At 68.5% G+C, this 26,637-nt stretch carries 21 protein-coding genes; 10 read left to right on the top strand and 11 right to left on the bottom strand.

Features of this window, described 5'->3' with window-relative positions; translation table 11 throughout:
* Positions 1-17 precede the first annotated feature (17 nt).
* The 3 genes from AC1DG4_RS11850 to AC1DG4_RS11840 are packed head-to-tail and all read right to left on the bottom strand — an operon-like array spanning position 18 to position 6,206.
* Positions 18-2,351, bottom strand: coding sequence for a glycoside hydrolase family 3 N-terminal domain-containing protein (locus AC1DG4_RS11850; protein WP_477378400.1), 2,334 nt, complete (start codon positions 2,349-2,351; stop codon positions 18-20).
* The gene (locus AC1DG4_RS11845) at positions 2,348-4,810 is read right to left on the bottom strand and encodes a glycoside hydrolase family 2 TIM barrel-domain containing protein (RefSeq protein ID WP_477378398.1); all 2,463 of its coding nucleotides are present in this window, start codon (positions 4,808-4,810) and stop codon (positions 2,348-2,350) included. Before AC1DG4_RS11845 ends, AC1DG4_RS11850 begins: the two co-directional genes overlap by 4 nt.
* Positions 4,811-4,853: 43 nt before the next feature.
* Complete coding sequence (locus tag AC1DG4_RS11840; RefSeq protein ID WP_477378396.1) at positions 4,854-6,206, bottom strand: MFS transporter; 1,353 nt, start codon at positions 6,204-6,206, stop codon at positions 4,854-4,856.
* A gap of 149 nt (positions 6,207-6,355) precedes the next feature.
* Here AC1DG4_RS11840 and AC1DG4_RS11835 point away from each other — a divergent pair, with 149 nt between their 5' ends.
* Positions 6,356-7,300 carry a LacI family DNA-binding transcriptional regulator gene (locus AC1DG4_RS11835; RefSeq protein WP_477378394.1) on the top strand — a complete coding sequence of 315 codons (945 nt, stop codon included), beginning with the start codon at positions 6,356-6,358 and terminating at the stop codon, positions 7,298-7,300.
* A 111-nt stretch (positions 7,301-7,411) separates the two neighbouring features.
* Here the strand turns inward: AC1DG4_RS11835 and AC1DG4_RS11830 are convergent, their stop codons facing one another.
* Together AC1DG4_RS11830 and AC1DG4_RS11825 are read right to left on the bottom strand one after the other, a co-directional pair.
* A complete protein-coding gene (locus AC1DG4_RS11830; protein ID WP_477378392.1) occupies positions 7,412-7,936 on the bottom strand; it encodes an NADPH-dependent FMN reductase in 525 nt (174 codons plus the stop codon).
* A gap of 74 nt (positions 7,937-8,010) precedes the next feature.
* Positions 8,011-8,736 carry a GNAT family N-acetyltransferase gene (locus AC1DG4_RS11825; protein ID WP_477378390.1) on the bottom strand — a complete coding sequence of 242 codons (726 nt, stop codon included), beginning with the start codon at positions 8,734-8,736 and terminating at the stop codon, positions 8,011-8,013.
* A 276-nt stretch (positions 8,737-9,012) separates the two neighbouring features.
* Here AC1DG4_RS11825 and AC1DG4_RS11820 point away from each other — a divergent pair, with 276 nt between their 5' ends.
* The 8 genes from AC1DG4_RS11820 to AC1DG4_RS11785 all read left to right on the top strand — a co-directional run bounded on the left by AC1DG4_RS11820 (position 9,013) and on the right by AC1DG4_RS11785 (position 18,976).
* Positions 9,013-10,080, top strand: coding sequence for an ABC transporter permease (locus AC1DG4_RS11820; RefSeq protein WP_477378388.1), 1,068 nt, complete (start codon positions 9,013-9,015; stop codon positions 10,078-10,080).
* Complete coding sequence (locus AC1DG4_RS11815; RefSeq protein WP_477378386.1) at positions 10,077-11,030, top strand: ABC transporter permease; 954 nt, start codon at positions 10,077-10,079, stop codon at positions 11,028-11,030. The genes AC1DG4_RS11820 and AC1DG4_RS11815 overlap by 4 nt, the downstream gene beginning before the upstream one ends.
* A complete protein-coding gene (locus tag AC1DG4_RS11810) occupies positions 11,027-12,715 on the top strand; it encodes a dipeptide ABC transporter ATP-binding protein (RefSeq protein WP_477378384.1) in 1,689 nt (562 codons plus the stop codon). The genes AC1DG4_RS11815 and AC1DG4_RS11810 overlap by 4 nt, the downstream gene beginning before the upstream one ends.
* Before the next feature lie 64 nt (positions 12,716-12,779).
* Positions 12,780-14,441, top strand: coding sequence for an ABC transporter substrate-binding protein (locus tag AC1DG4_RS11805; RefSeq protein ID WP_477378382.1), 1,662 nt, complete (start codon positions 12,780-12,782; stop codon positions 14,439-14,441).
* On the top strand, positions 14,441-15,463 hold the full coding sequence (locus AC1DG4_RS11800) for an LLM class flavin-dependent oxidoreductase (protein ID WP_477378380.1): 1,023 nt from the start codon (positions 14,441-14,443) through the stop codon (positions 15,461-15,463). The genes AC1DG4_RS11805 and AC1DG4_RS11800 overlap by 1 nt, the downstream gene beginning before the upstream one ends.
* A 39-nt stretch (positions 15,464-15,502) precedes the next feature.
* The gene (locus AC1DG4_RS11795) at positions 15,503-16,693 is read left to right on the top strand and encodes an LLM class flavin-dependent oxidoreductase (RefSeq protein ID WP_477378378.1); all 1,191 of its coding nucleotides are present in this window, start codon (positions 15,503-15,505) and stop codon (positions 16,691-16,693) included.
* 19 nt (positions 16,694-16,712) lie between these two features.
* Complete coding sequence (locus AC1DG4_RS11790; protein ID WP_477378376.1) at positions 16,713-18,098, top strand: NtaA/DmoA family FMN-dependent monooxygenase; 1,386 nt, start codon at positions 16,713-16,715, stop codon at positions 18,096-18,098.
* Positions 18,095-18,976, top strand: a complete 882-nt coding sequence (locus AC1DG4_RS11785) for a DUF1684 domain-containing protein (protein ID WP_477378374.1) — start codon at positions 18,095-18,097, stop codon at positions 18,974-18,976. Before AC1DG4_RS11790 ends, AC1DG4_RS11785 begins: the two co-directional genes overlap by 4 nt.
* A gap of 55 nt (positions 18,977-19,031) precedes the next feature.
* Here the strand turns inward: AC1DG4_RS11785 and AC1DG4_RS11780 are convergent, their stop codons facing one another.
* The 6 genes from AC1DG4_RS11780 to AC1DG4_RS11755 form a co-directional block, all read right to left on the bottom strand.
* Positions 19,032-20,180, bottom strand: a complete 1,149-nt coding sequence (locus AC1DG4_RS11780; protein ID WP_477421249.1) for an LLM class flavin-dependent oxidoreductase — start codon at positions 20,178-20,180, stop codon at positions 19,032-19,034.
* A gap of 73 nt (positions 20,181-20,253) precedes the next feature.
* Positions 20,254-21,252, bottom strand: a complete 999-nt coding sequence (locus AC1DG4_RS11775) for an ABC transporter substrate-binding protein (RefSeq protein WP_477421248.1) — start codon at positions 21,250-21,252, stop codon at positions 20,254-20,256.
* A 52-nt stretch (positions 21,253-21,304) separates the two neighbouring features.
* On the bottom strand, positions 21,305-22,096 hold the full coding sequence (locus AC1DG4_RS11770) for an amino acid ABC transporter ATP-binding protein (RefSeq protein WP_477378369.1): 792 nt from the start codon (positions 22,094-22,096) through the stop codon (positions 21,305-21,307).
* The gene (locus AC1DG4_RS11765) at positions 22,093-23,133 is read right to left on the bottom strand and encodes an amino acid ABC transporter permease (protein WP_477378367.1); all 1,041 of its coding nucleotides are present in this window, start codon (positions 23,131-23,133) and stop codon (positions 22,093-22,095) included. Before AC1DG4_RS11765 ends, AC1DG4_RS11770 begins: the two co-directional genes overlap by 4 nt.
* 140 nt (positions 23,134-23,273) lie before the next feature.
* Complete coding sequence (locus AC1DG4_RS11760; protein ID WP_477378365.1) at positions 23,274-24,590, bottom strand: M20/M25/M40 family metallo-hydrolase; 1,317 nt, start codon at positions 24,588-24,590, stop codon at positions 23,274-23,276.
* Positions 24,587-24,958 (bottom strand): carboxymuconolactone decarboxylase family protein, encoded by a 372-nt coding sequence (locus AC1DG4_RS11755; RefSeq protein WP_477378363.1) that lies wholly within the window; start codon positions 24,956-24,958, stop codon positions 24,587-24,589. Before AC1DG4_RS11755 ends, AC1DG4_RS11760 begins: the two co-directional genes overlap by 4 nt.
* Before the next feature lie 187 nt (positions 24,959-25,145).
* Here AC1DG4_RS11755 and AC1DG4_RS11750 point away from each other — a divergent pair, with 187 nt between their 5' ends.
* Positions 25,146-26,633: a protein adenylyltransferase SelO gene (locus AC1DG4_RS11750; RefSeq protein ID WP_477378362.1), complete on the top strand. Its 1,488-nt coding sequence runs from the start codon at positions 25,146-25,148 to the stop codon at positions 26,631-26,633.
* Positions 26,634-26,637: the final 4 nt, after the last annotated feature.

Genomic DNA, 26,637 nt, shown 5'->3' with positions numbered 1-26,637 from the left:
GTGCTTCTCCTGCGTGCTCATCGGGCTCGGGCCGGGGTGATGGTGAGGGTGGCATCGAGCCGAGCCGTCGCGTCTCTGCCGATGCCGACCTCGATCGTCGTGGCATCCTGCGTTTCGGTTCGCGTGGCGGCGCTCCAGTAGCGCAACTGTGCGGGACCGAGGGGAAAGGTGACCGTGCGCTTCTCGCCGGGGCGGAGGGTGAGGCGCTCGAAGCCCTTGAGTTCGCGAATCGGACGGGAAGACGCACCGTGTCTCTGGTGGATGTACAGCTGTGCGACCTCGTCCGCGGTGCGATCCGACGTGTTGCGGACTTCGACGGAGACCAACGCGATGTCGCCGACAGTCATCGTGTCGCGGTCAAGGCGCAGAGCGGAGTACTCGAACTCGGCGTAAGAGAGGCCGTACCCGAAGGGGAACAGCGGAGTGCTCTCCTCCTCGAAGTAGCGGTTGGATTGCTCCTGTGGCTGGAAAGTCCGCAGGTGCGAGGAGATGAGCGGCACCTGTCCGACGTGGCGCGGCCAGGTGAACGGAAGCCGACCGGCCGGCGAGGTCTCACCGAGCAGGGTCGCCGCGACAGCGTCACCGCCACGGGTCCCGGGGTACCAGGCCTGCAGGATCGCGGAGACGTGCCCGCTCGCCCAGCGAAGGTCGAGCGGGCGACCCGAGACGACGATGAGGATGACCGGGGTTCCGGTGGCGGCGATCTTCTCGAGTTGTTCCTGCTGGCGGCCGGGGAGGTCCAGCGTCGACGTGGACGCCTTCTCACCGGCTTGGTTCTGACGTTGACCCACGACGACCACGGCGACGTCGGCGGAGGCAGCAGCGGTGACCGCGCGCTCGATCTCGGCGTCGTCATCCCAGTCGTCCGGGGTCGGACTGATGGTCCGGTCGGCCTGATCGAATGCCGACGGGAACCTGCGCTCGAGGATCCCCGCCCCTGGCTCGTACACGACAGCGTCGTCGCCGAGGCGGGAACGCAGCCCGTCGAGGATCGTGACGGTCTCCGCGGTGTCGTGATCGAAGACCCAGGGGCCGAGCAGGTCGCGCCGGCTGTCCGCGAGCTGCCCGATGACCGCGACCCGCCCGAGACGCTCGGGGGACAGCGGGAGGGCACCATCGGCGTTCTTGAGGAGCACGAATGACTGTTCGGCGGCGATCCGCGCGACATCGCGATGTTCGCCCGCGTCGAGCACGTCGTTGACGACGGAGGCGTCGGCATAGGGCCGCTCGAACAGGCCGAGGCGGAACTTGGCTTCCAGCACTCGTCGAACAGCGACGTCGAGGACGCCCTCGTCGATCAGCCCCTCGGCGACAGCGGCGGGCAGGCGGGAGAAGGCCGCGTCCGACATGGCCATCTCCATGTCGAGCCCTGCGTCCAGAGCGCGGACCGCCGCGTCCGACAGATCTTTCGCGAAGTGCTGTGTCTCGAGGGAGCGTACAGCGTTCGCGTCGGACACGACGAACCCCTTGAAGCCCATCTCGTCGCGGAGGATCTCGGTCAGCAGCCACCGGTGCGCAGAGGCGGGGATGCCGTTGAGATCCATGTACGCGCTCATCACGTTCGCCGCGCCCGCGTCGATGGCCGCACGGAACGGGGGAAGATACACGTTGCGCAGTTCGGAGTCGGAGACCTCGGCGTCGTCGTAGTCGCGCCCACCGCGCGCGGCGCCGTAACCGGCAAGGTGTTTGGGGCCGGCGAGGAGACGGTCGCCTGCGAGATCTCCCTGGAATCCGCGAACCTGAGCCGCTGCGACAGCCGCTCCGAGCACGGGATCCTCTCCGGCGCCTTCGACGATGCGTCCCCAGCGGGGGTCGCGGGCGATGTCGATCATGGGCGCGAACGTCCAGTGGATCCCCACGGCTCGCGCTTCACGGGCGGCCACCGTCTGCGCCTGTTCGATGAGCGCGGGGTTCCAGCTCGCAGCCAGGGCGATCGGGACGGGGAGGATCGTGCGGAAGCCGTGAATGACGTCGAAGCCGAACAGGAGCGGGATCCCGAGACGAGTCTCCTCGACGGCGATCTTCTGGAGCCGGGTGATCAGGTTCACGTCGGTGACGAAGAGCACGGATCCGACCTTCCCCTGTTCCAGCGCGGCTTCGACTGCTGCGGGTTGGTCGAGGAAGGCGCGGTGCTCGGGAGGAAGCGCGTCGATGTCGAAGTCCTCAGGCAGCTCGGCAGGACCGAAGTGGAAGTACTGGGTGAGCTGCCCTGCCTTCTCGTCGAGAGTCATCTGTGCGAGGAGGTCATCGACGCGGGCCGAGACAGGCGCGTCGGCATCCCGGTAGAGCGGCGCGGTCCTCCGATCCTCCACGGGATCGGAAGCGGGTGCAGAGGGTGAGGTGTTGATCATGCGTGCTCCTTCGTGTTGCGCGCTGCTGCCGCACCGGGGTCGCGCGGCTCGTCGCTCAGCGCTTGCAGGGTCGTGGTCGCAGTGCCGTGCCGGTCAGACGATGCGTGCAGTGTGATCGTGCCGGGTTCGCCGGTGGTGCGGACGATGGCCAGCGCACGGCCTCGGTACGTCTGGTGTTGGTCGTCGACGTAGCTCTCCCGTGTGGCCGGCGCCGCGCTGGCGAGGCTGAGGAGCTCCGCAGGCCCAGAGACGCTGACGCGGACCCGGTCATGGGCGACGACGTCGACGATCCCGTCCTCGTCGGCCAGTTCGACCCGGACGAAACTCAGGCCATCCGGTCCCGACATGTGATCGGTCTCGGGTCGGAGCGACAGGCGTGGCGCGCCGGCGCTCCGGAGCGAACGGCGTCCGATCTCCTGACCCCGGCGGTAGGCGATCGCGGTCAGCTCGCCCTTCTCATATGGTGCGCGGAACGTGGAAAGGAAGCCGGTGGCGGCACCGCCTCGGCGGCGACCGAGAGAGCGGCCGTTCAGCTGCAGCTCGACGTGATCCCCGCGGGAGTACACCTCGATCTGCGCCCACCCTGTGGCGTCTCCCCACGACCAGGTGGGGAGCGCGTCCGAGGCGAGCCAGGGCGTCCTGTTCGGCCGATGCCCGGCGCGGTCGAGCGGACGAACCGCGATCCCTGGACGGTCGCTGATTCCCCAGACGGCCTGGGTGAGGTGAACGGCAACTGTGGGCTGACCGGTGATGTCGAAGACTCCACAGCCGGCAAGGATCCCCGGGTATGGCTTGGCGATACCGCCCGGTTCCTCGCCGTAGCTCCAGTACCCGAGGCCCACCTCTCCGAGGTAGTCCCAGCCCGTCCAGCTGAAGTCGCCGATCACTCCGGAGATGGAGGTCACGCGCTTCCAGATTGCGGGCAGATCGCCGACCATCGATTCGGTCCCGAGAATGACTCGATCCGGGTGGCGTCGACGGGCACCGGCATAGCTGGCATAGCCGTAGTTGTAGCCGGCGATGTCGACGACATCGAAAACACCCCTGGTCGCGCGCTCAGCAGCCGGGAGCGTGGACGCGAGCACCATGAGCCGTCCCATCTTCGCCGCCGCCTGGTTGGCTGCCGTGCTCGTCGCGGGCTTGCGTTCGGGCGGCCCTTCCTCGCCCGCCGACGGTTTGGCGCGAACCGCCATCATCGCCAGCAACGGATTGACGGCGATGGTGGTCGGACGCGTCGGATCCATCCGGCGGAAGTGATCCTGGAGCTGTCCAGCGACATCGACTCCCGCAGGGGTGGCCGACTCGGCGATCTCGTTCCCGATCGAGTACATGATCACGCAGGGCCGGTTGCGGTCCTTCGCGATCATCGAAGCGATGTCGTCGCGCCATTGCTCGTGGAAGCGCGGCGATTCGTCGTGCGGCGTCTTCTTGCGGAACCAGATGTCGCTGAGCTCGTCCATCACGTAGAGTCCGAGCTCGTCGCACGCGTCGAGGAACGCGCGAGAGAGCGGATTGTGCGCACTGCGGATCGCGTTGAAGCCCGCCTCCTTCAACAGGCGCGCCCGGCGCCATTCCGCGGACGAGAAGGTCGCGGCGCCGAGTGGGCCGTTGTCATGGTGCACCGCCGTGCCCCGCAGCAGTACGGGTTGACCGTTGATCCGCAGACCCTGTTGGGCATCGACCTGGACCGTTCGCAGTCCCGTGCGAAGGGACCCCTCATCCAGCACCCCGTGGTCGGCCTCAAGGCGCACGGCAATGTCGTAGAGGTGCGGATGTTCCGCGGACCACGGTCGGGGCGAGGGCACCCGCAGCTCGAGATCGACACCGCCACCGCCACCGCCACCGCCTGGTATCGACGACGTCGCGCTTGCGATGATGCGACCTTGATCGCGGATCTCCACCTCGACGCGGGCAGCGGGCACGGGGTCGCCCTCGGTCGATACCGATACCTCGACCTCCGCCTGTCCGGCATCCAACGTGCGGGTCCGCACGCGGATGCCGTCCTTCGCGATTCGTGTCGGTGAAGCGCTGTCCAGCCACACCGGGCGGTAGATTCCCGAACCTGTGTACCAACGACTCTTGGGGGTGCGCGAGTTGTCCACCACCACCTCGATGAGGCCCTCCACCCCAGGGGCGAGGTGCCGAAGCGGCACGGTGAACTCCCGATACGGGCTCTCACTGCGACCGACCTCGGCCCCGTCAACGGTGACGATCGTGCTGCCGTAGACGCCCTCGAACACGAGAGAGTATTCGCGCTCGTCAGCGTCCTCCGGCGGGGACCAGAGCTTGCTGTAACGGTAGATCCCGCCGGGGAAGAAGCCTCCGTGGTTTCCGGTGCCCGCGTCCTCCGACCTCTGCTCCGAGATCATCGCGTCGTGTGGCAATCTGACGGCGCTTCCGCGGCCGTCGCCGCCGCCACGGAAGAAGGTCCATCCGGCGGTGAACAATGTCATGGTCATGGTAATGCTCCAGGTCGGTCAAGGGGCGACAGTGAGAAGACGTTCAGCGCACGCTCTTGACCTTCCACTGCACGATGATTCCGGAGACGATCGTCAGCGCGGCTGCGACTACGAAGAGCAGGCCGTAGTTCTTCTCTCCCTGGCTCACGCCGATGAGGATCAGCGGGGCCGCGAGGAGAGGCGCAACGGCCTGCGCGATCGATCCGGAGTAGCCGTTGATGCCGAGGAAGCGACCAGCGTTGTCATCTTTCTCGGGCAGGACCATCAGCACGATCGCCTGGTCGACGGATGAGAAGACCCCCAGGGCCAGTCCAGTGAGGCAGGAACCGAGCAGAAGGACGACGAAATCGTTGCCGCCGAAGGCGAGCGTGATCGATCCCGCCGTGTAGACCACACCGGACCCGAGCACGAAGGCGCGGCGACGCTTGAGCTTGTCGGAGAGGAACCCTCCCAGGAGAGCGCCGATGCCGGTGACGACGATGCCGATTGTCGAGAACACGATGATGAGGCTTCCGATGTCGGCGACCTGACCGCTCGCGGTGAGCCGCGACGCGAAGAACAGCGAACTGAACGTCGAAGCGAAGGTGACGCCTGTCATGAACAACAGTCGTGCCAGCCAGTTCCAAGCGAAGTCCGGGTACTGACGCGGGTTGAAGACGAAGCTGGTGAGCAGTTTGCCGGCACTGACCTTGTCCTCGAACTCCACGTCTCTGGAATCGCGCTCCTTGACGAACAGGACCCACGCCATCATCGCCAGCAGACCGACACCGCCCGGCACGAGGAACACCAGGGTGTTGTTTCCGATGAAGGAGCTGGCCAGAGCGATACCGGCGACCGGCGCCACCATCTGGATGAATCCGGACATGCCGGCCACACGCCCGTACTGAGACTCAGGCAAACGGTCTGCCTGTGACTGGATCAGCGTGTTCATGCTGCCGTTCCAACCGACAGCCGTGACGATCCAGCCGAGCAGCAACGTCGGGACGTTGGGCGCCTGGGCGATCACGATCAGGCCAACGAAGCCGAGGAGGGCGGTCCCGAAGGCGAAGGGTCGACGGCGACCGAAGCGCGAACGCGTGCGGTCGCTCCAGAGGCCCGCCAAGGGCCCGACGATCGTGGTCACGATCGCACCGACACCGATGACGTAACCGAGAACTTCGACGTGCGACGGTGCCAGTTCCTGGACCCGCAGAGACAGCGTCAGACCGATCGGCGCCACAAGAGCCACGTATGCGCCGAACATTCCGAGGAGGAGGAACGTGACGTACCGGCGCGACACCGGGGTGCGCACGGTGCCGGTCGACGTGTTCTCGGCCTGTGTATCTGCGGCGAGGGTTTGCTGGGCCGGTGAAGCGGGAGCTCCGGGCACCGCCGATGCGAAGGGATTGTCCGACATCATGACTCCTTTGTCTCCGGCTCGGGTCGCCGGACTCTGATGATGAGTTCCACGGTCATTATCACGTGATAATTGGTAGTTGACCACGAAAGGTATCACGTGTCAATTCGGTACCGTAGAATTGGGGTTCCAGAGCGCGAGGAGGACCGATGGCCGCTACCAGTGCAGATGTCGCGCGGCGCGCAGGCCTCTCCCGCGCCACGGTCAGCCAGATCCTCAACGGCCATACCCAGCGTTTCACCGCCGATACCGCTCAGCGGGTCCTTCAGGCAGCGGGCGAGCTCGACTACGAGCCTTCCGCTGCCGGGCGGATGCTGCGCAGGGGATCCAGCGACTTCATCGTGGCGCTCATCCCCGACACCACGTACGGCAGTAACCTGCAGGACATCTTCGATCCCCTCACCGAGAGTCTCGCCGAGCACGGCCTCAGCCTCGTTCTGCACTTTTCGATGGGCGCGCCGGGCTCGCTGGACCGGATCCTTGGCGGCATCAGGCCTCGAGCCGTGCTCTCGCTCCGGCCCTTCAGCCCCGAGGAGAGACAGATCCTCGCAGAGCGAGAAGTTCCGGGATTCGATACGACGACCGGCACTGATTTCGACGGCCACATCGGAGCGCTCCAAGCGCAGCACCTGATCGCCCGGGGATTCGAGCGGCTCGCCTTCGTGCACTTGCACGATCGTCGATCCAACCCGTAYGGCCCAGGGAGGGAGCAAGCGGTCGTGAACGCCTGCGCCACCGCCGGGCTGCCGTCGCCGCGCATTCTGGGCATCGCGATCAACCGGGCTTCGGCCGATGCGGCGCTCGCCACCATCGAGCCGGGGACCGGGATCGCTTGCTACAACGACGACGTCGCCATCGCCATGATGACGGCGATCGAGAGGCGCGGATGGCGCATCCCGGCCGATGTCGGCGTGATCGGGATGGACAACACGCCCCTGGCGCAGGTGATGAATCCCGCACTGACGACGATGGGTTACGACCTTGCCGCAGCGGCTCGCCTGGCCGCCAACGCTGCCTTGCTCGCCCTCGGGCAGAACGTCACCGTCTCGCCACCCGACCTCGACTTGCGGGTCATCGAGGGCGGCTCCTGCTGACCCGGCTCGCTGAGGGCGTCATCCGATTTCTCTCGAGGGGACGTTCCCCGTCGGGAAGCGCGTCCCATGATGGCAAGGTCAAGGCGCCCGCCGCGGGGCGGAGGCGGGCATTCATCGCGCCGGCTCCGACCCGATGCGGAATGCGTGACGGATCCGCGGCCACTCGGATGCGACCCAGTCGCCGACGATCCTCGTGCGATCCTCTACGGCCGCGGCGGGAAAGGCCAACCCGCGGGTCGGCACGCTCGCGCCGAGCTCGACGAGGAGCGGGCGGAGGGTCGTATCCACCGCCAGGGCATGCGTCGGCGCCCCGATCGTGAGCACCGGCACCGCGGTGAGACCCCGCAGCCCGTCGGATCCGTAGCGGTCCAGGAACGCCTTCAACAGGCCCGTGTAGGCGGCCTTGTAGGTGGGGCTCGCGATGACCGCCACGTCGGCGGTCGCGATCCGGCTCAGCAGGTCATCGAGCCGTGGCTCGGGAAAGCGGAAGAGCGCCTCCGCGACGTCCGCGAGGTCGATCGTGGCGTCGATATCCGCGCCGCCGCGAGCAGCGAGCAGGGCCGCCACCTCTTCTGCGACGAGGCGGGTGCGCGAAGCTGGCTGGGGGTTTCCCACCAGCACTGCGATCCGGGTCATGAGATTCCCTTCGAGAGTGAGGCCGCCCCCAGAAGACGCGGGTCATTGGGTCATGACCCTGTCCGAACGCCGCGTCAGCCCACGAGCACACGGCCGCCCGCGACGACGGGGGTCCTCACCGCGAGAAAGGTGGTGTGCCGGCGCAGAGCGAAGCCCAGACGCTCGTAGACGCGGATGGCTCCGACGTTCGACGCCGCCGCGTGCAGCAGCGCTTGGTCACCGCGTCGCTGGATGTGGAAGGCGACATCGAGGACGAGACGGGAGGCGATGCCCTGACCACGGAATTCGGCATCCGTCGAGACCGCGCTGATCTCCGTCCAGCCCTGAGGATGCAGTCGCTCCCCCGCCATCGCGATGAGACGACCGCCGCGGCGGATCCCGATGTAGCGACCCAGCTCGACGGTGCGAGGACGGAACGGACCCGGCTGGTTCCGCTCGACGAGCGCGAGCATCTCGGGCACGTCATCCGTGCCCAGTTCGATCGCCTCATCGTCCGGGAGGGGCTGCAGCGCGTCGGTCTGCACCAGCTGCACCCCATCGCCTCGGCCGAGCTCCTCCCATCCGTCCGGGAGGTCGGGATCAGCCCCTGAGATACCGATCTCCTGCCCGGGACCGACCAGTTCGACGAGTGCCTGCCAGACCCCGGGGTCGTCCCAGGTGCGCGCCGCCACGAAGGGCGCGACGTCGGCGGGGTATCGGCGCACCACGTCATCGCCGATCGCGAAGGAGGCGTGCGGACCGGTCAGTGCATGCCACGCCGGATTGTCGAGGACGTTGTCGCTGGGGGATGCGGAAACCATGACGCGGATCCCTCTCTCTTCTCTTCAATGGGGGCCGAGGACACCCACGGTAAGTACAGCACCGATGCTCGCGATGACCGCCCCGCCGACTGTGTCGCCCGGTGACAGGATGCAACGCCGCGTGTCGGAGCACGACGGTTCTTGACCGTCTGCATCAGCTCGTGACCCCTGCTCACGACCGGTGCCGCCGCCGATGGAAGCATCGCTCGAACGGAGCTCTCGCGTCCCGCAGACTCCGCCGGATCCATGCCACGAAGAGCGAAAGGAGCACCCCCGATGTCGATCACGGACGCGTCACGACGGAGCATCGCGCGCCACCTCGCATCGAGACTCGGCCAAGCAGTGATCGTGCTGTGGGCCGCGTACACGGTGTCGTTCATCGTGCTCTACGCGCTGCCCAGCGATCCGGTGGCGCTCAAGACCGGCGGTGATGCCAGCGACGTCACGCCGGAGCAGCTCGCTGTGCTGAAAGCGAGGTACGGCCTCAACCAGCCCCTCGTCGTGCAGTACTTCCTGCGCCTCGGCGGCGTACTGACGGGCGATCTCGGCGCGTCGATCGACACGGGGCGCCCCGTGTCGCAGGTGATCGGCGAGGCGATCCCTCCGACCCTGCAGCTCGCCGGCCTCGGCCTCCTGATCGCGGTCCTCACCGGCGCCTCGCTCGCCGTGTTCGCGACGTTCGTGCGCAGCCGCGCACTGTCGACGTTCCTGCTGGGCCTCCCCCCGCTCGGCGTCGCGATCCCCGCCTTCTGGTTCGGGTTGATCCTCATCCAGCTGTTCTCGTTCCAGCTGCCGCTGTTCCCCGCGATGGGAGACCGCGGCTTCGCCTCCCTCGTCCTCCCGTCCATCGCTCTCGCGTTGCCGACCGGAGCGATGATCGCCCAGCTGCTGTCGAAGAGCCTGACGGCCGCGCTCCATGAGCCCTACATCGACACCGCTCTCGCCAAGGGCGCGGGCCGTGCTCGGATCCATCTGCGGCACGCGTTGCGCAACGCCGCGCTTCCTGCGCTGACGGTGACGGGCCTCATCGTCGGTCAGTTGCTCAGCGGCACGGTCGTCACCGAGACGGTCTTCTCACGTCCAGGCATCGGCCGGGTCACAGCAACGGCGGTTCAGCAGCAGGACATCCCCGTGGTCCAGGGCGTCGTGCTCTTCGCCGCCCTCGTCTTCGTCGTCGTCAACCTCATCGTGGATCTGATCTATCCGCTCCTGGACGCGCGCATCGACCTGACGTCGCCGCCGCGTCGACGGCGTCGCTCACGCTCCGCGCACCACACGACGGTCTCCGTCTCCACCGGGGCCCCCGCCTTCGTCACCGATGCCGTCCTGGAGGAAGTCCGATGAGTGACACTGTTGCCCTCCTCCCCGATGGCACTCAGCATCCCACGGACGGTTTCGGCGGGACCGCCGGGAATCGATTCGACGACGCGGTCGCAGAGCGGACCTCGCACCGCGGGCCGGAGGCATCCGCTCCGCGCGGGCGGAACCGGTTCGCTCGGCGACCGGCAGCCGTCCTCTCGCTGCTCTGGCTCGTTGTCGTGATCGTCGCCGCGCTCGGGCCGGCTGTGCTCGCTCCCGGCGATCCGCTCGCCGGTGTGCCTGCCGAACACCTCCAGGCGCCCTCCGCCGTGCACTGGTTCGGCAGCGACCAGATCGGGCGCGACCTCTACACCAGGGTGGTGCACGGCACCTCGCTGACGATCAGCGCCGCGTCGCTGGCGGTAGCCGTCGGCCTGATCGCGGGCTCCGCGATCGGTCTGCTGAGCGGGTTCGCCGGTGGCCGGACCGACGCCATCCTCATGCGGGCGGCCGACGTGCTCCTCGCGATCCCGAGTCTGCTGCTCTCGCTCGCCGTCATCACCGCTCTGGGCTTCGGCACCATCAACGTGGCGATCGCCATCGGCGTCGCCAGTGTCGCCTCCGTGTCGCGCATCATGCGCGCAGAGGTCATCAAGGTGCGCAGCTCCGCATACGTCGAGGCCGCGCGCGCATCGGGGAACAGCGGGACCAGGGTTCTCCTCCGACACGTCCTGCCCAATTCCTCCGGGCCCGTGATCGCGCTCGGCGTGCTCGAGTTCGGCGGCGCGATCCTCGCCGTCTCCGCGCTGAGCTTCCTCGGATACGGCGCCCCGGCCCCCGCGCCCGAATGGGGTGCCCTGGTGTCCGGCGGTCGTGACTTCCTCCGCAACGCCTGGTGGCTCACCACATTCCCCGGGCTCGTCATCGCCCTCACCGTGCTCGCCGCGAACCGGCTGGCGCGCGGGCTCGACACCGAACGGACGGCCGGATCATGAACGCGCAGACGCCTCTGCTGGAGATCGAGGCCCTGTCAGTGACGTACCGAACGGCGCGCGGACGCGTCGAAGCGGTGCGCGACGTGAGCCTGTCGGTCGCGCCCGGCGAGACCGTCGCGATCGTCGGTGAATCGGGATCCGGCAAGTCGACGACCGTGCACGCCGTGATCCGCCTGCTCCCCGGTGCGGCGGACATCGCCTCCGGTGCCATCCGCTTCGATGGGATCGACCTGGCCACGGCGCCGAACGCCGTCCTTCGTTCCGTGCGCGGCCGCCGAATCGGGTTCGTGCCGCAGGATCCCGCCGTGAGCCTCAATCCCGTGCAGCGGATCGGCACGCAGGTCGCGGAGGTGCTGCGGGTGCACGGGCTCGCCGACCGGCGCGATGCCATGGAGCAGGCGGTGCGCGCGCTGGAGCGCGCGGGGCTCCCCGATGCGGCGCTGCGTGCCCGGCAGTATCCGCATGAGCTGTCCGGCGGGATGCGTCAGCGCGTCCTCATCGCGATCGCCATCGCCGCCGATCCGCAGCTGATCATCGCCGATGAGCCGACGAGCGCTCTCGATGTCACCGTGCAGCGACAGATCCTCGACCACCTCGACGACCTCAAGCGCGAACGCGGCGCGAGCCTGCTGCTCATCACGCATGATCTCCGCGTGGCGGCGGACCGGGCCGACCGCATCATCGTGATGTCTCAGGGCGGGATCGTCGAGGAAGGCACCCCCGAGCGGGTGCTGCGGGCGCCGAAGCACCCGTACACCCGCCAGCTGATCGCGGCCGCCCCCGGCCTGAGCGCGCCTCAGGAACCTGCGCTCGTCGACGCTGCGGCGCCGAACGTGCTGCGCGGGCGTCCCGGCGACCCTTTCGCTCCCCGGGACGCTGCCGTGCGCCCGACCGGCGGCGGACCCGTCCTGGAGGTCGACTCGCTGGTGAAGGAATTCGCGGCGCCGGGGACGGGCGGCGCCGTGCAGCGCGCCGTCGACGGCGTCGGCTTCCGGATCGAACGGGGCCAGACGCTCGCCCTGGTCGGCGAATCGGGTTCAGGGAAGACGACCACCGCCCGGTTGGCGCTGCGCCTCACCGACCCGACTTCCGGAACCGTCCGGATCGACGGCGCGGACGTCACCGCGCTGCGCGGCTCGGATCTGCGGCAGGTGCGCCGCCGCGTCCAGCTGGTGCAGCAGAACCCCTATGCCGCGCTGAACCCTCGGCTGACGATCGAGCAGATCATCAGCGACCCGCTGATCGCATACCGCCTCGGAAACCCGGTTCAGCGCCGGGCCCGCGCCGCTGAACTCGCCGATGTCGTCGCACTCCCGTCGTCGGTGCTGCATCGCAGACCGTCAGAGCTGTCCGGCGGGCAGCGCCAGCGTGTCGCTATCGCCCGCGCTCTCGCGATCTCCCCCGATCTCATCGTGCTGGACGAGCCCGTCTCCGCCCTCGACGTATCGATCCAGCACCAGATCCTCACCCTGCTCGGGACCATCCAGCGTGAGTTCGGCCTCAGCTACCTCTTCATCTCCCATGACCTCGCCGTCGTCCGGCAGATCGCGCACACCGTCGGCGTCATGCAGCGCGGCCGCATCGTGGAGTCCGGCGCCACCGAGGAGATCTTCGACCGCCCGCGCACCGAGTACACCCGCACCCTCCTCGACGCGATCCCCGGCGGCCTGCGAATCCCGCTCTGACCGGTACCCACTCCGAAGCCCACGCTGTCCCGCACTGCACCGCACCCCCTATCAAGGAGCCACCATGAACCCGACCCGAACGGCGCCGCACCCGCGAGCCGCCCTGCGCCTGCGCCTGCGCACCACCGTGCTCGCCTCGATCGCCGTCACCGCCGGCCTCGTTCTCAGCGCCTGCTCGGTCCCCGGGCCCGCCGGATCGACGAAGAGCGATGCCGCTGCGCCCGTCAACGGCGGAGAACTCACCTTTGCGATCGCGAACGACCCGATCTCGCTGAACCCGTCCGGGATCGGCTCCGGCAACGACACCTGGTACGTCACCCGACAGCTGGTCGACTCCCTGCTCTACCAGAACCCCGAGACCGGCACGCTCGAGCCGTGGCTCGCCACCTCGTACAAGAGCAACGCCGACGCGACATCGTTCACCTTCGAGCTGCGCCACGGCGTCACCTTCTCCGACGGCACGCCGTTCACCGCGGCCAACGTCAAGTCCACCTTCGACGACATCCTGGCCGCGGGGGCGCTGACGCAGACCAGCAGCAACTTCGTCGGCTACAAGGAGACCAGGGTGATCGACGACGACACCGTCGAGGTCGACTTCAGCACCCCGAACGCCGCGTTCCCGAACTCGACAGCCAGCGTCGGTCTGGGCATCGTCGGCAACGCCACCCTCGCCGCGCCCTTCGCCAGTCGCTCCGACGGCAAGGCCATCGTCGGCACCGGTCCGTTCACGCTCGACAGTTACACCAAGAACGTCGCGACAGTCCTCTCCGCCCGCAAGAACTACGCCTGGGCGCCCAAGGCGCTCGGCAACACCGGTCGCGCCCACCTGGACACCGTGACGTTCCAGGTCGCGCCCGAGGCGGGCGTACGCACCGGCAGCCTGACCAGCAACCAGGTCGATGTCATCGGCGGCGTTCAGCCCACCGACGTGAAGACGCTTCAGGACTCCGGCTACCCGCTGATCTCCCGGGGCAATCCGGGCATCAGCTTCGGGCTCTCCTTCAACCTCGCCCGCCCCATCGTCTCGGACATCGCCGTACGGGAGGCCATCTCTGCGGCGATCGACCCCACCGTCGTGCGAGACACCGCATTGAACAAGCTCTTCCACGTGGCCACGAGCACACTCGCGAAGAACACGCCGTCCTGGGCCGACGAAGGAACGCATTTCTCGTACGACCCCAAACATGCCGGAGCAATCCTCGACAAGGCCGGGTGGACCAAGGGGGCGGGCGGGATCCGCACGAAGGACGGCACTCCCCTGACGCTGCAGCTGGCATGGATCACGAACTTCGGGCCGAACCAGACGTCGCTCGAACTGATCCAGCAGCAGCTCAAGCAGGTCGGCATCGACGTCGTGCTCGCCGGCAGCACCGTCCCCGAATTCCTCGCGAAGCAGGCGTCGGGCGACTTCGACATCGTGTGGGGCAACCTCTCCCGCGCCGATGGGGATGTGTTGCGCACCCAGTACTCCAAGGCCACCACGAAGCTGCACATCGATGACCCTGCCCTCGAGGCACTGTTGCAGGGTCAGCTGGCCTCGGGAGATCCCGCTGCCCGCGACAAGATCCTCGCCGAGGCGCAGGCGCGCATCGCGTCGCAGTACTACCAGATCCCGGTGCACGAGCTGACCTCGATCCTGTCGACCCAGTCCACCGTGCACGGGATCCGCCTCGGGGCGGACTCGCGCCTGGACACCCTGGTCTCCGCCTGGAAGGGCGCCCGCTGATGGGCGCCGCGACCATCAGCTCCGCCGGTTTCACCCTGGCGGGGAACTATCCGGAGGCCGATCCCGCGGCCGGTCTCGAGGACACGCTGCGGCTGTTCGAGTTCGCCGAGGAGATCGGTCTGCAGGTGGCCGGGATCCGCCAGCGTCATCTCGAGCGCGGCGTCTCGTCGGCGCTGACCTTCCTCGCCGCGGCCACGCAGCGCACCGAGAGGATCCGTCTGGAGACGGCGGTGGTGCCGCTCGGCTACGAGACGCCGTTCCGGCTGGCCGAGGACTTCGGCACGGTCGATGCCCTGTCGAAGGGCCGGCTCAACGTCGGGGTCAGCTCCTCCGCGCCGCACGGCGCGCTGCTCCGGGGTCTCGGCCGCGTCGAGAACGAGGACGACATCGACCCCTACGTCCTGATCGGACGCTTCCTCGAGGCGCTGGAGGGCCACAGCCTCGGCGCGGACATCCCCACACCCTATGGTCCGCAGACCCCGCGAGTGCAACCCCATATCGCAGGTCTCCGGGATCGGGTCTGGCTCGGAGGCGGCTCGGCCCGCTCGGTGCTCTGGGCCGCCGGGCAGGGGCTCAAGCTCCTGCTCGGGAACATCACGGCCGCCGGGGGATCCGACACCTTCGAGGTCGCTCAGCGCGCCCACATCGACGAGTACTACGCGCACTTCGCCGGCACCGGCACACCGTCAGTCGGCGTCGAGCGGGTCATCCTTCCGCTCGACAGCGCCTCGAGCGGTCAGCGCGAGCGCTACGCCGCGTTCGCGGAGAGCAGGCAGGCGCGTACCGAGCAGCCCACGAACGGACACCTCTTCCAGCGGGATCTGTTCGGCACCGCCGAGGAGATCGTCGATCGCCTCGCGTCGGATCCCTCGATCGACGGCCGCACGGAACTGCGCATCGCGCTGCCGTACGCACTTTCCCTCGACGACTACCGGCAGATCCTCTCCGACATCCGCCACGCGGTCCTGCCCCGCCTCGGCTGGGTGCCGACAGCTGCAGCCTTCGCCTCGGCTGCCGCCTAGCGCTTCGCCCCCTCGACCATCCCAGACAAGGAGCACATCATGAGTTCACGACTTCGCATCGGCGTCGCCCTCGAAGGCGCCGGCTGGCACCCTGCGGCGTGGCGGGAGCCATCGTCGCGGCCCACCGAGCTGTTCACTCCCAGATATTGGACCGACCTCGTCCGCACGGCGGAGGACGGGCTCCTCGATTTCGTCACCATCGAGGACTCCCTTGCGCTGCAATCCTCGGAGCCCGTCGGTGAAGGCGATCGCACCGACGAGGTGCGCGGACGTCTGGATGCGCTGCTGATCGCCTCCCGAGTCGCGCCCGTCACGTCCCGCATCGGGCTGATCCCGACAGTGACGACCACGCACACCGAGCCGTTCCATGTCTCCACGGGCATCGCCACCCTGGACTTCGCGAGCGAAGGGCGCGCCGGATGGCAGGTCAAGGTGTCCGGGCGCGCCGACGAAGCCGCCCATTTCGGTCGCCGCACGCACCCCGGGGACCAGGTCCTCTGGGGCGATCCGGCTTTCGACGCCCTGGTCGGCGAACTCTTCGACGAGGCCGCCGATGCGGTGGAGGTCGTTCGACGGCTCTGGGACAGCTGGGAGGATGACGCCGAGATCCGCGACGTCGCCACCGACCGGTTCCTCGATGCGGACAAGGTGCACGAGATCGACTTCGAAGGCCGCTGGTTCAGCGTCCGGGGACCCTCGATCACACCGCGCTCGCCCCAGGGCCAACCCGTCGTCGCCGCCCTTGCGCACGCCGAGGTCCCCTACCGGCTCGCCGCCCGTTCCGCCGACCTCGTCTTCGTCACCCCGGCCGACGCGGCACAGGCGGAGCGGATCCTGGACGACGTCGCCGCCGCCGCGGAGGGACGCGAGGGCGACCCGCTGCAGGTCTTCGCCGACTTCGTGGTGTTCCTCGACGATCCGGATGGGGAGAGCGCCGCCGATCGGCTTCGGCGTCTCGATGCCCTCGGCCGTCCGCTCACGAGCGACGCCCGGATCTTCACCGGCTCCGCGTCCGAGCTCGCCGACCTCATCGCCCAGCTCGGGGCCGTCGGATACGCCGGGGTGCGGCTGCGCCCCGGCGTCCTGACCGACGATCTGCCGCGCATCGCAGGCGGGCTCGCATCGGAGCTCCGTGAACGCGGCCTCTTCCACGACGCCTACGAGGCGGACACCCTGCGCGGGCTGCTCGGCCTGCCGGAGCACGTTCCCAGTCGCTACGCCGGCGTCTGACCGATCAGAGGAGCACATCATGACCACAAGAGCACGCAAGCAGATCATCCTCGCCGCGTACGTCGGCGGAGTCAACGAACACACCCTGTGGGAGCACCCGGATGCAGGCAGTCAGATCGACTTCTCCACGTTCCGGCACGTCGCGCAGACGGCCGAGCGCGGGCGCTTCGACTACTTCTTCCTCGCGGAGGGGCTCGCTCTGCGTGCCCGGGCCGGCCGCCTCTTCGACCACGACATCGCCGGCCGCCCTGACACGCTCGCCGTGCTGGCCGCGCTGGCCGCGGTGACCGACCACATCGGCCTGGTGGGCACGCTGAACACCACCTTCAACGAACCGTACGAGCTCGCCCGCCAGATCGCCAGCCTGGATCACCTGTCCGGTGGCCGGGCCGGGTGGAACGTCGTCACCTCGTTCGACGCGTTCACCGGCGCGAACTTCCGCCGCGGCGGCTTCCTTCCGCACAGCGAACGCTACGTGCGGGCTGAGGAGACCGTCGCGGCCGTCCGTCGGCTGTGGGACTCCTGGGCGGAGGAGGCGATCGTCGCGGACAAGGCGACAGGGGCCTTCCTCGCGGACGCCGACACCGGCTCATTCGTCCAGTCCACCACGCAGTTCGACATCGCAGGCCGCTTCACGGTGCCACGCAGCCCGCAGGGCCGCCCGGTGATCGTGCAGGCCGGGGTCTCGCCGCAGGGTCGCGACTTCGCGGCCTCCACCGCCGACGCCATCTTCTCCCCCTACGCGACGCTCGCCGAAGGCAAGGCGTTCTCCGCAGACATCAAGGAGCGCGCCGCCCGGTTCGGTCGCGGACCGGATGAGATCAAGATCCTGCCGGCGGCCGGATTCGTGATCGGGGATTCGACGAAGGACGCCGAGGAGAAGGCACGCCACATCCTCGAGCAGCAGCTGACGGACAAGACCATCCAGGTGACGTTCGAACAGGTGTGGAACCGCGACCTGTCGGCCTACGATCCCGACGGACCGCTGCCGGATGTGGACCCGGATCCCGACGCGCCGGCGATCATCCAGGGCCGCGCGTTCGTGTTCCAGGATCGGTTCGAGACGGTGCGCACCTGGCGCGAGCTCGCCGACGAGCGCGGTCTCACACTTCGCGGGCTCGCGCACGAGATCAGCCGTGGCCCCGGGTACGTGGGCACCGCCGCGCAGATCGCCGATCAACTCGACGCCTTCGTGCAGGAGGACGGCGGAGACGGAGTGGTCCTCGGATCCCACCTCGTTCCGTCCGGGCTCGACGAGTTCGTCGACCGGGTCGTGCCGTTGCTGCAGGAACGCGGTTCGCTGCGCGGCGAGTACGACGGCACGACTCTTCGCGCGAACCTGCACCTGCCTCTGCCTGCACGTTCCGAGGAGCTCCTCTCCGCGGCTACGGAGGAGGCACGATGACGCTCCCGTCCACGGCCGAGACGGCATCGCCGCAGACGCAGGACCTGTTCGCGCACGAGTGGAGGCGCTGGCACGACGAGCACGAAGCGCGCCGTGCCGATCCGCACGGATTCCTCGCCGTCGTCGGACTGTTCTGGCTGACGGCGGAGCCGAGCCGCCTCCCCGGCCTGCCCGGCGAATGGTTCACCGGAGTCACCGGCCCCGTCGTCGTCCTCGCAGACGACGAAACTCTGACGGTCGACGGCGTCGACGTGACCCAGACGCATGCGTTCGGGCCCCTCCTCGAGCGTGGCGGCGTGACGGTCGGCTTCGACGGAGGTGTCGTCGAAGTCGCGAAGCGCGGCGGACGGGACATCCTGCGTCCGCGCCGACCCGACTTCCCGTTCCTCTCCGCCTACGCGGGGACCGCCTCCTACCCGCCGGATCCGAGGTGGCGGATCCCGGCCCGATTCGTCCGGTTCGTGGCGCCGAGGGCGATCGAGGTCGGCGCGGCCGTGGACGGGCTCAGCCACGTGTACGACTCTCCGGGCTACGTCGAGTTCGTGCGCGACGGGGAACCGTTCCGGCTTCTGGCCTTCGACGGCCACCAGCCCGGATCCCTGTTCGCGCTGTTCACCGACGAGACCAGCGGCGTCACCACCTACGCCGCGAACCGGACCGTGTCTTTCGAGGTCGTCGAGGGATCCGACACGACCGTGATCGACTTCAACCGCGCGACGAACCTGCCGTGCGCGTACACGGACTTCGCCACCTGCCCGCTGCCGCCCGCCGAGAACCGGCTCCGCATCGCAGTGACGGCCGGAGAGCAGACGCCGGACCGACGTGTGCACGGAGAAGTCTCCGCCGAAGGGTTGCTCCCTCGGGCCGGATCGATCTGAGCGCAAGAGACTCGGCGCCGTCTGCGAACACGCGGACGGCGCCGAGTCGTGCTCCCTACCGACCGACCGATGCCTCGAGGGAGCGGCGAGCGCCGTTCGCGACGCCCCACGCATCGGCGAGCAGCGTGAACGAGCGCGCGCGGTCCTCGGGGTCGTGCGTGATCGTGGTGAGCAGCAGCTCATCGGCACCCGTCACACGCTGCAGGGTGTCGAGGCGTTCGACGACGCTTTCCGCATCCCCGACGAAACGGGTGTCCAGGCGGTCGCCGACCACTTCGAGAAGGTCAGCCGAGAAGGGCGCGACGAACGCATCGTCGGGACGCGGGTAGGCGATCGCGCCCTGCCCGGCACGGATGCTGTGCACCCATTCGGCGTAACCCAGGCCGAGGCGCTCCGCTTCGGCAGCCGTGTCCGCGACCAGAACATCGGCCGAGACGATCACCCGTGGCTCGGCGATCGCACCGGGGCGGAAGGCGCGCCGATAGGCCTCCACGGCGTCGAGCACGAAACTCCCCGCGACGTGGAAATTGGCACCGAACGGCAGCCCGAGACGCCCCGCGAGCTCGGCGCTGATCCCTGCGGTGCTGCCGTGCAGCCACACCTGGATGTCCTGTCCCTCGGCCGGCGTCGCGTGGATCGGAACGCCCTCCGGCGCGATGTAGGTGCCCTCGATGAGGGCGAGGATGTCGTGCACGTCCTGCTCGAACCTGTCGGSGTCGCCTGCGGTGCGACGCAGCAGCCTGGCCTGCGCGGAGAATCGGGCCGAGTCGAAGGCGAACGGTCTCGCGGCGGGCAGCAGAAGGCCATCGACGAGGCGGGACTCCGCAGACTTCGGTGCGCTCGGCGGTGAGGGGTGCGACGTGGATCCGGACCGGCCGATCCCGAGATCGAGGCGTCCCGGGTGGAGGGCGGCGACGATACCGGCGGCCTCGACGACCTGGAGGGCGGAATAGTTGCCGATGATGGTCGCGGCGGTGCCGATTCTGATGTGTTCGGTCGCGGCGGCGATGGCGGCGAGGAGCACATGCGGGGCAGCGCCGGCGACGCCGGGGTTGAGGTGATGCTCAGCGAGCCAGAAACGGTGGTAGCCGAGTCGCTCTGCGGTCTTCGCGAGCGTGATCGTGTCCCGAAGCCCTTGGCCCGCAGTCGACCCTTCGCCGAACGGGGAGAGCTCGAGGATGCTGAGCGGTGCGCGGTTGGTCATGAGTTCGTCTTTCTCGGATGCGGATATGCGGGAAGGTGCGGGCCGGCGTCTGCCGCCGGCCCGCACCTCGAGGTCAGGACTTGGGCAGCCCTGGCGGGTTGATCTCCGACTTCTCGACTCCCTCCGAGTCGAGTCCCCATCCCTTGAGCACCTGCGTGTACTTGCCGTTCGCGATGAGTTCGTTGAGGACGATGTCAACGGGCTCGATGAGCCCGTTGCCCTTCGCCGTTCCCGCCGCGATCGCAGCGGACAGCGGCCAACCGCCGGGAACGATTCCCACGAGCTTGGTGTCGCCGGTCTCCCTGGCCGACCATGCGGAGGCGGCGTTCGGGCCGAAGGTCGCATCGACACGACCGGACTGCAGTGCCAGGGTCGCCGCCGCGTTGTCGTCGTAGTACTGCAGGTCGRCCGGCGCCTTCCCCGCGGTCTTGAGCTCGTCATTCCACTTCAGCAGCACCTGTTCCTGGTTGGTGCCGGAGCCGACGACGATCTTCAGGCCGGAGATGTCCGCGGCCTTCTCGATCTTGGTGATGGTGCTGTCGGACTTCACGTAGAAGCCGAGCAGATCCTGGCGGTAGCTGGCGAAGTCGAAGAGCTCTTTGCGCGCCTCGGTGACGGTCACGTTCGAGGTGATGAGGTCGTACTTGCCGGACTGGATCCCGAGCGGCCAATCGGCCCAGGCGACGACCACCGGGTTGTACTTCAGGCCGAGTCCCTGCGCGATCAGGCTGCCGATGTTCGGCTCCGTGCCGGCAGGCAGGGTCTTCCCATCCGGGACATAGCTGAGCGGCGGCACGAAGGCGCCGACGGCGACGGTGAGCTTGCCCGGCTCGACGGGTGTGAAACCGCTCTTCTTGAGCGCTTCGACCGCCTTCGGGACGACGTCTCCTTCGACCCAGGGGACGTTGTCGGCCGAGACTTTCGTCGAGGTCGTCGTGGGCCCGGGGGTGCTGTCGGCCGCGGTCGCCGCCGCCGGCCGGTTGAGGGCGACGACGGCGACGACCGCGACGATCGCCGCGACCGCGATCGCGGCGGCGCCGATGACCACCCGCTGCTTCTTGCTGATTGCCATGCTTTCTTGCTCCTTGCGGTGATGCGGCCGTGCCGCGTTCGGGTCGTGCGGGTCAGTTCAGGACTTTGGCCAGGAACTCTCGGGTGCGAGGATGCTTCGGACGGTCCAGGACGTCGGCGGGGCGTCCTTCCTCGACCACGGTTCCGTGATCGAGGAAGATGACGCGGTCGGCGACCTGGCGGGCGAAGCCGATCTCGTGGGTGACGATGATGAGCGTCGTGCCGAACCGGGCGAGGTCGCTGATGACCTCGAGAACCTCGCCGACGAGTTCGGGATCCAGCGCACTGGTCGGCTCATCGAACAGCAGCACCTTCGGTTTCAGGGCGAGTGCGCGAGCGATCGCGACGCGCTGCTGCTGACCCCCGGAGAGCTGCCGGGGGTAGGCGTCGGCCTTGTCGGCGAGGCCGACCCGATCGAGCAGACCGAGGGCGAGCTCCCTGGCGTCGGAGGCGGCCAGCCGTTTCAGCGCGATCGGCGCTTCCACGATGTTCTCCAGCGCAGTGAGGTGCGGGAACAGATTGAAGTGCTGGAAGACGATCCCCACCTGCGTACGGCGCCGCAGGATCTCCCGCTCGTGCAGCTCATGCAGCTTCTCGCCGCGCAGCTCGTAGCCGATCAGCTCGCCGTCCACGGTGACCGAGCCGCGATCCACGCTCTCCAGATGGTTGATCGTGCGCAGCAGCGTCGACTTGCCCGAACCGCTCGGCCCCAGCAGTACCACGACCTCCCCCGGTTGCACCGTGAGGTCGATGCCGGACAGCACCTTGACCCCGCCGAAGCTCTTGTGGACGTTGTGGATCTCGACGAGTCCGCTGGTCACGGTCCCTGCGGTGACGGTGCTCATGAGCTCGCCTTTCCGATGGAGCGGATCGCGGCATCGACTGGTCCCGGATCATCGCCGAGCCGGGCCCATTGCCCGCTCACCCAGCGCCGCGCCTGCTGCAGAGGGGTGGGCGGCAGCGCCCGTGCGGAACCGCGCGCGAAGTGCCGCTCGATGTAGAACTGCGCGATGCTGAGGATCGTGGTGATGATCGTGTACCAGACGACGGCGACCAGGAGCAGGGGGATGACCCGGCTGTTGCGGTTGTAGATGACCTGCACCGCGTAGAAGAGCTCGGGGATCGCGATCACGAACACGACGGAGGCGCCCTTGACGAGGCCGATGACCTCGTTGGTCGCGTTCGGGACGATGGAGCGCGCCGCCTGCGGCAGGATGATCCGGAACAGCCGTCTGCCCGCCGGGATGCCGAGGGCTGCGGCCGCCTCGGACTGTCCCTGGTCGACGGAGAGCAGACCTCCCCGGATGATCTCGGCCGAATACGCGGCCTGGTGCAGTCCCAGGCCCAGGATGGCCGCGGCGAACGCGCTGACCAGCTGGACGGTGGGGAACTCCACGATCCAGAAGTCGGTGGTGAACGGCGTGCCGAGCCCCAGCTTCGGGTACAGGTAGCCGAGGTTGTACCAGACGATGATCTGCACGACCAGCGGCACCGAACGGAAGAACCAGACGTACGCCCACGCGAAGGAACTCAGCAGCGCGGACTTCGACAGTCGCCCCAGCGCGATGATCGTGCCGAGCACGAAGCCGACGATCGCCGAGACAGCGGTGATCGCGAGCGTGTAGCCGATCCCGATGAGGACCGGGCCCGAGAAGAAGTACTCGGCGAACGTGTCCCACTCGTAGCGGCTGTTCGTGATGAGGCTCCAGCCGAACTGCGCCACGACGAAGAGGATGATCGCAGCGAATGTCCAGCGCCACCAATGTCGGGTGGGCACCACAGGGACGGCGCCGATGTCGACCCTGTCCCGAGTCCGATCCTTCGGACGATTCGGCTCATGGTCGACCGAATGGCCGAGAAGCGGTGCGGCGATGTCGGTCATGATGTTCCCTCGTGATTCCCTCAGCACAGGGCGTGCTGCGTGAAGTCACGGTATGAGCAGCCCTGGGGCCCTCGACAGTCGGGATACATACGCGGCAATCGGCCGATACGCGACGATCGGCGCCCCGCCGGCAGGTCGGTTCAGGCGTTTCGGAGGATGTGATCCGTGACGCGCGTCGAGAAGTAGAGCGCGTCCACGGAGATGCGCTCGTCCGCGGCGTGGAATTCTCCGAAGACGTCGAAGTCGGCCGGAACCCGCAGCGGCACGAACCCGTAGCCGTGGATGCCGAGCTGTGCCAGGTGCTTGTTGTCGGTGCTCGCCGGCAGCAGATAGGGGACGACGAGAGCATCCGGGTCCTCCGTCGCTATCGCGTCCTGGAGCACCGTCAACAGCGGGGAGTCGATCGGTGACTCGATCGCGGGTATCGGGCGCCCCCAGGAGAGCTCCACGTCATCGCCGATGAGATCGGCCAGCTCTTCCGTCAGCGAGGCATCCGCCCCCGGCAGCACGCGGATGTCGAGACGTGCCGTGGCCTCAGCAGGGATCACGTTGGTCTTGCCACCGGCGCTCAGCACCGTCGGCGAGACGGTGTTGCGCGCCGAGGCCGTGACGATCGAGGAGACGAATCCGAGCCCGGCGAGCTCGTCGTCCAGGCCGTCATCTGTGAAACGGATCCCGCGGTGCTCGCCGAAAACCTGCAGGAAGCGTTTCAAGGCGGGGCTCGCCACGACCGGGAAACGGTGCGCCCCCACGGCTGCGACGGCACGGGACAAGCGGACCACGGCGTTGTCCGCTGTCGGACGCGAGCCGTGGGCAGCGTGTCCGCGAGCGGTCAGCGTGGCCCACGTGACGCCCTTCTCGGCGGTGGCCACCAAGTAGGCCCGTCGTTCGTCGGTGAGCGGGATCGAGAAGCCGCCGACCTCGCTGATCGCCTCCGTGGCGCCGGAGAAGAGGTCGGGCCGGTTGCGCACGATCCACCGCGCCCCCCACACGCCTCCTGCCTCCTCGTCCGCGAAGAACGCGAAGATGAGATCACGGCGGGGTACGACGCCCGCTCTGCGGTACGACCGGGCGAGAGCGAGGATGGTTCCCGCGTAGTTCTTCATGTCGACGGCCCCTCGCCCGTACAGGATGCCGTCGTGGATCTCCGCGCCGAACGGCGGATGGGTCCAGTCCGCCTCCACGACGGGCACGACATCGAGGTGCGCGTGCACCACCAGGCCCCCGGTATCCGGATCCGACCCGGCCAGCCGAGCGACGACGCTCGCACGGCCGGGACGCGGCTCGATGAAGTCGACGTGATACCCCACCTCCTCGAGCTTCTGCTTCACGAACAGCGCCGCCCGGGTCTCGCCGTCCCCGATGGTGGCAGCATCGCCGGTGTTGACGCTGTCGATGCGGATGAGGTCTCGGATGAGGTCGAGGGACTCGGTCTCGACAGGTGACGGGATGGTCACTGCCCGGCTCCGTGCTCGTGCTCGTGCTCGACACGGGCGTCGCCGGCGAGCTTGAAGGCGAGTCGGCCGTGCGCATACCCGCCTCCCGCGCGGATGGCGGTCGCGACCCAGGCGGCCTCGGCGAGCTCTGCCTCGGTGGCGCCCGCACGCACCGCATTCTGCGCATGCCCGTCGATGCAGTACGCGCACTGCGTCGTGATCCCCACCGCCAGGGCGATCAGCTCGCGGAACTTCAGCGGGATCGCGCGCCCCTCCGCGGCGAAGACCGCCTGGTCGAACGCCGCGAACGCCGCAAGGATGTCGGGCGTCTCGCGCTTGTAGACGCGGGTGAAGGTCTTGTCTGCGGTGCGATCGAAGTAGTCCGACACGTGCTCTCCTCGGAGTTCAGGCCGCGCAACGACACGGCGCGGCCTCACGCTAACCGGGGTGCGCGATGCTTTCGATGCGCACCGTCATCGAGCGTCTCGCGGCGTCTTCCACGACGGATTGTTCCGCCGCATGTCGCCGGGTTTCGCCCACGATCCACCCCTAGCGGCAGAGCAAGAGACTCGTCGCATGACGCATCCGATCGCCCCTGACGCAGCGCGTCGTCCTCCGACCCTCGAGCAGGTATGGGCCGAGCTCCTGCCCGAGCTCTCCCGTCGCGCATCCCCTGCGCGGACGCCCGAGCCGCGGCTCATCGTCCTGAACGAGGAGATCGCGGCGGAACTCGACCTGGACCCCGGGTGGTTGCGGTCGGACGGCGGGGTGCGCTTCCTCACCGGGGAGTCCCTGGCCGCCGGCACGGTCCCGGTGGCTCAGGTCTACGCGGGCCACCAATGGGGCACGTACCGACCGATTCTCGGCGACGGTCGCGCCGTTCTCATCGGGGAGAGACGCGACCGACAGGGCCGTCTGCGAGACCTGCACCTCAAGGGCATCGGCCCGACGTCGATGTCCCGCGTCGACGGCTTCGCCACGATCGGGCCGATGCTTCGCGAGTACCTCATGGGCGAAGCGATGCACGCGCTCGCCATCCCCACGACGAGAGCGCTCGCCGTCGTATCGACCGGGGCCCCTCGCGAGCGGGACGGCGAGGTGCTGCCCGGCGCAGTGCTCGCCCGCACAGCGGGAAGCCATGTGCGATTCGGTTCGTTCGAGTACGCCCGCGCGCAGGATGACCCTGGTCTGCTCAGACGCCTCGCCGACCATGTCGTCTCTCGTCACTACCCGCAGGCCTCAGGCGCACAGCAGCCCTATCGAGCGCTGCTCGCGGAGATCGTCGAGGCAACAGCCGCGCTGACCGCGGACTGGATGCGCATCGGATTCGTCCACGGAGTTCTCAGCACCGACAACGTGCTGGTCTCCGCCGAGACCATCGACTACGGCCCCTGCGCCTTCCTGGATGCATACGAGCCCAGCGCCCGCTTCAGCTCGATCGATGAGCTCGGCCGCTATGCCTACGACAGGCAGCCGGCCATCATGCGCTGGAACCTCGAACGCCTGGCGGAGGCGATCACCCCGCTGCTCGACAACGACCCGGCGACGGCCGAACGGACGGCCGCCGAGATCACCGCCGCCTTCGATGGCCGGTTCCGCGCTCACAGATCGCTGGCATTCCGCCGGAAGCTCGGCGTCGGCCAGGGCGTCGGCCACGCGGAGGTCGATGCCCTGACCGACGCGGCACTCGCGATTCTCGCGGAGCATGCCATCGACTTCACGGGATTCTGGCGGGACCTCGCGGCGGCCGCTGTCGGCGACCAACGGCCGATTCGCAGTCGCTTCCTCGGTCCGGTCCCCGAGCTCGACGCCTGGTTGCGTCGCTGGCTCGCCCTCGGCCCGGACGATGACCTGATCCGCAGAACCAACCCCGTGTACATCGCGCGCAACCACATCCTGGACGAGGCGCTCACGGCGGCGGTCGACGGCGACCTGCTGCCGTTCACGCATCTGCTGGGGCTGCTCCGCGCCCCCTTCGACGAGCGCGCGGGACATCAGGATCGCCGCTACGCCCGCCCCGCGCCCGACGGCGGCCCGAGACACCGCACCTACTGCGGCACGTGAACGG

The organism is Microbacterium sp. 05N427 (assembly GCF_056397105.1).
The sequence above is the reverse complement of the archived record's forward strand: the minus strand, read 5'-3'. Positions and strand labels throughout refer to the sequence as shown.

Coding starts and splice junctions, on each gene's coding strand:
- AC1DG4_RS11850 (WP_477378400.1), bottom strand. CDS start 2,351: ATGATCAACACCTCACCCTCTGCACCCGCTTCCGATCCCGTGGAGGAT.
- AC1DG4_RS11845 (WP_477378398.1), bottom strand. CDS start 4,810: ATGACCATGACATTGTTCACCGCCGGATGGACCTTCTTCCGTGGCGGC.
- AC1DG4_RS11840 (WP_477378396.1), bottom strand. CDS start 6,206: ATGTCGGACAATCCCTTCGCATCGGCGGTGCCCGGAGCTCCCGCTTCA.
- AC1DG4_RS11830 (WP_477378392.1), bottom strand. CDS start 7,936: ATGACCCGGATCGCAGTGCTGGTGGGAAACCCCCAGCCAGCTTCGCGC.
- AC1DG4_RS11825 (WP_477378390.1), bottom strand. CDS start 8,736: ATGGTTTCCGCATCCCCCAGCGACAACGTCCTCGACAATCCGGCGTGG.
- AC1DG4_RS11820 (WP_477378388.1), top strand. CDS start 9,013: ATGTCGATCACGGACGCGTCACGACGGAGCATCGCGCGCCACCTCGCA.
- AC1DG4_RS11815 (WP_477378386.1), top strand. CDS start 10,077: ATGAGTGACACTGTTGCCCTCCTCCCCGATGGCACTCAGCATCCCACG.
- AC1DG4_RS11810 (WP_477378384.1), top strand. CDS start 11,027: ATGAACGCGCAGACGCCTCTGCTGGAGATCGAGGCCCTGTCAGTGACG.
- AC1DG4_RS11805 (WP_477378382.1), top strand. CDS start 12,780: ATGAACCCGACCCGAACGGCGCCGCACCCGCGAGCCGCCCTGCGCCTG.
- AC1DG4_RS11800 (WP_477378380.1), top strand. CDS start 14,441: ATGGGCGCCGCGACCATCAGCTCCGCCGGTTTCACCCTGGCGGGGAAC.
- AC1DG4_RS11795 (WP_477378378.1), top strand. CDS start 15,503: ATGAGTTCACGACTTCGCATCGGCGTCGCCCTCGAAGGCGCCGGCTGG.
- AC1DG4_RS11790 (WP_477378376.1), top strand. CDS start 16,713: ATGACCACAAGAGCACGCAAGCAGATCATCCTCGCCGCGTACGTCGGC.
- AC1DG4_RS11785 (WP_477378374.1), top strand. CDS start 18,095: ATGACGCTCCCGTCCACGGCCGAGACGGCATCGCCGCAGACGCAGGAC.
- AC1DG4_RS11770 (WP_477378369.1), bottom strand. CDS start 22,096: ATGAGCACCGTCACCGCAGGGACCGTGACCAGCGGACTCGTCGAGATC.
- AC1DG4_RS11765 (WP_477378367.1), bottom strand. CDS start 23,133: ATGACCGACATCGCCGCACCGCTTCTCGGCCATTCGGTCGACCATGAG.
- AC1DG4_RS11750 (WP_477378362.1), top strand. CDS start 25,146: ATGACGCATCCGATCGCCCCTGACGCAGCGCGTCGTCCTCCGACCCTC.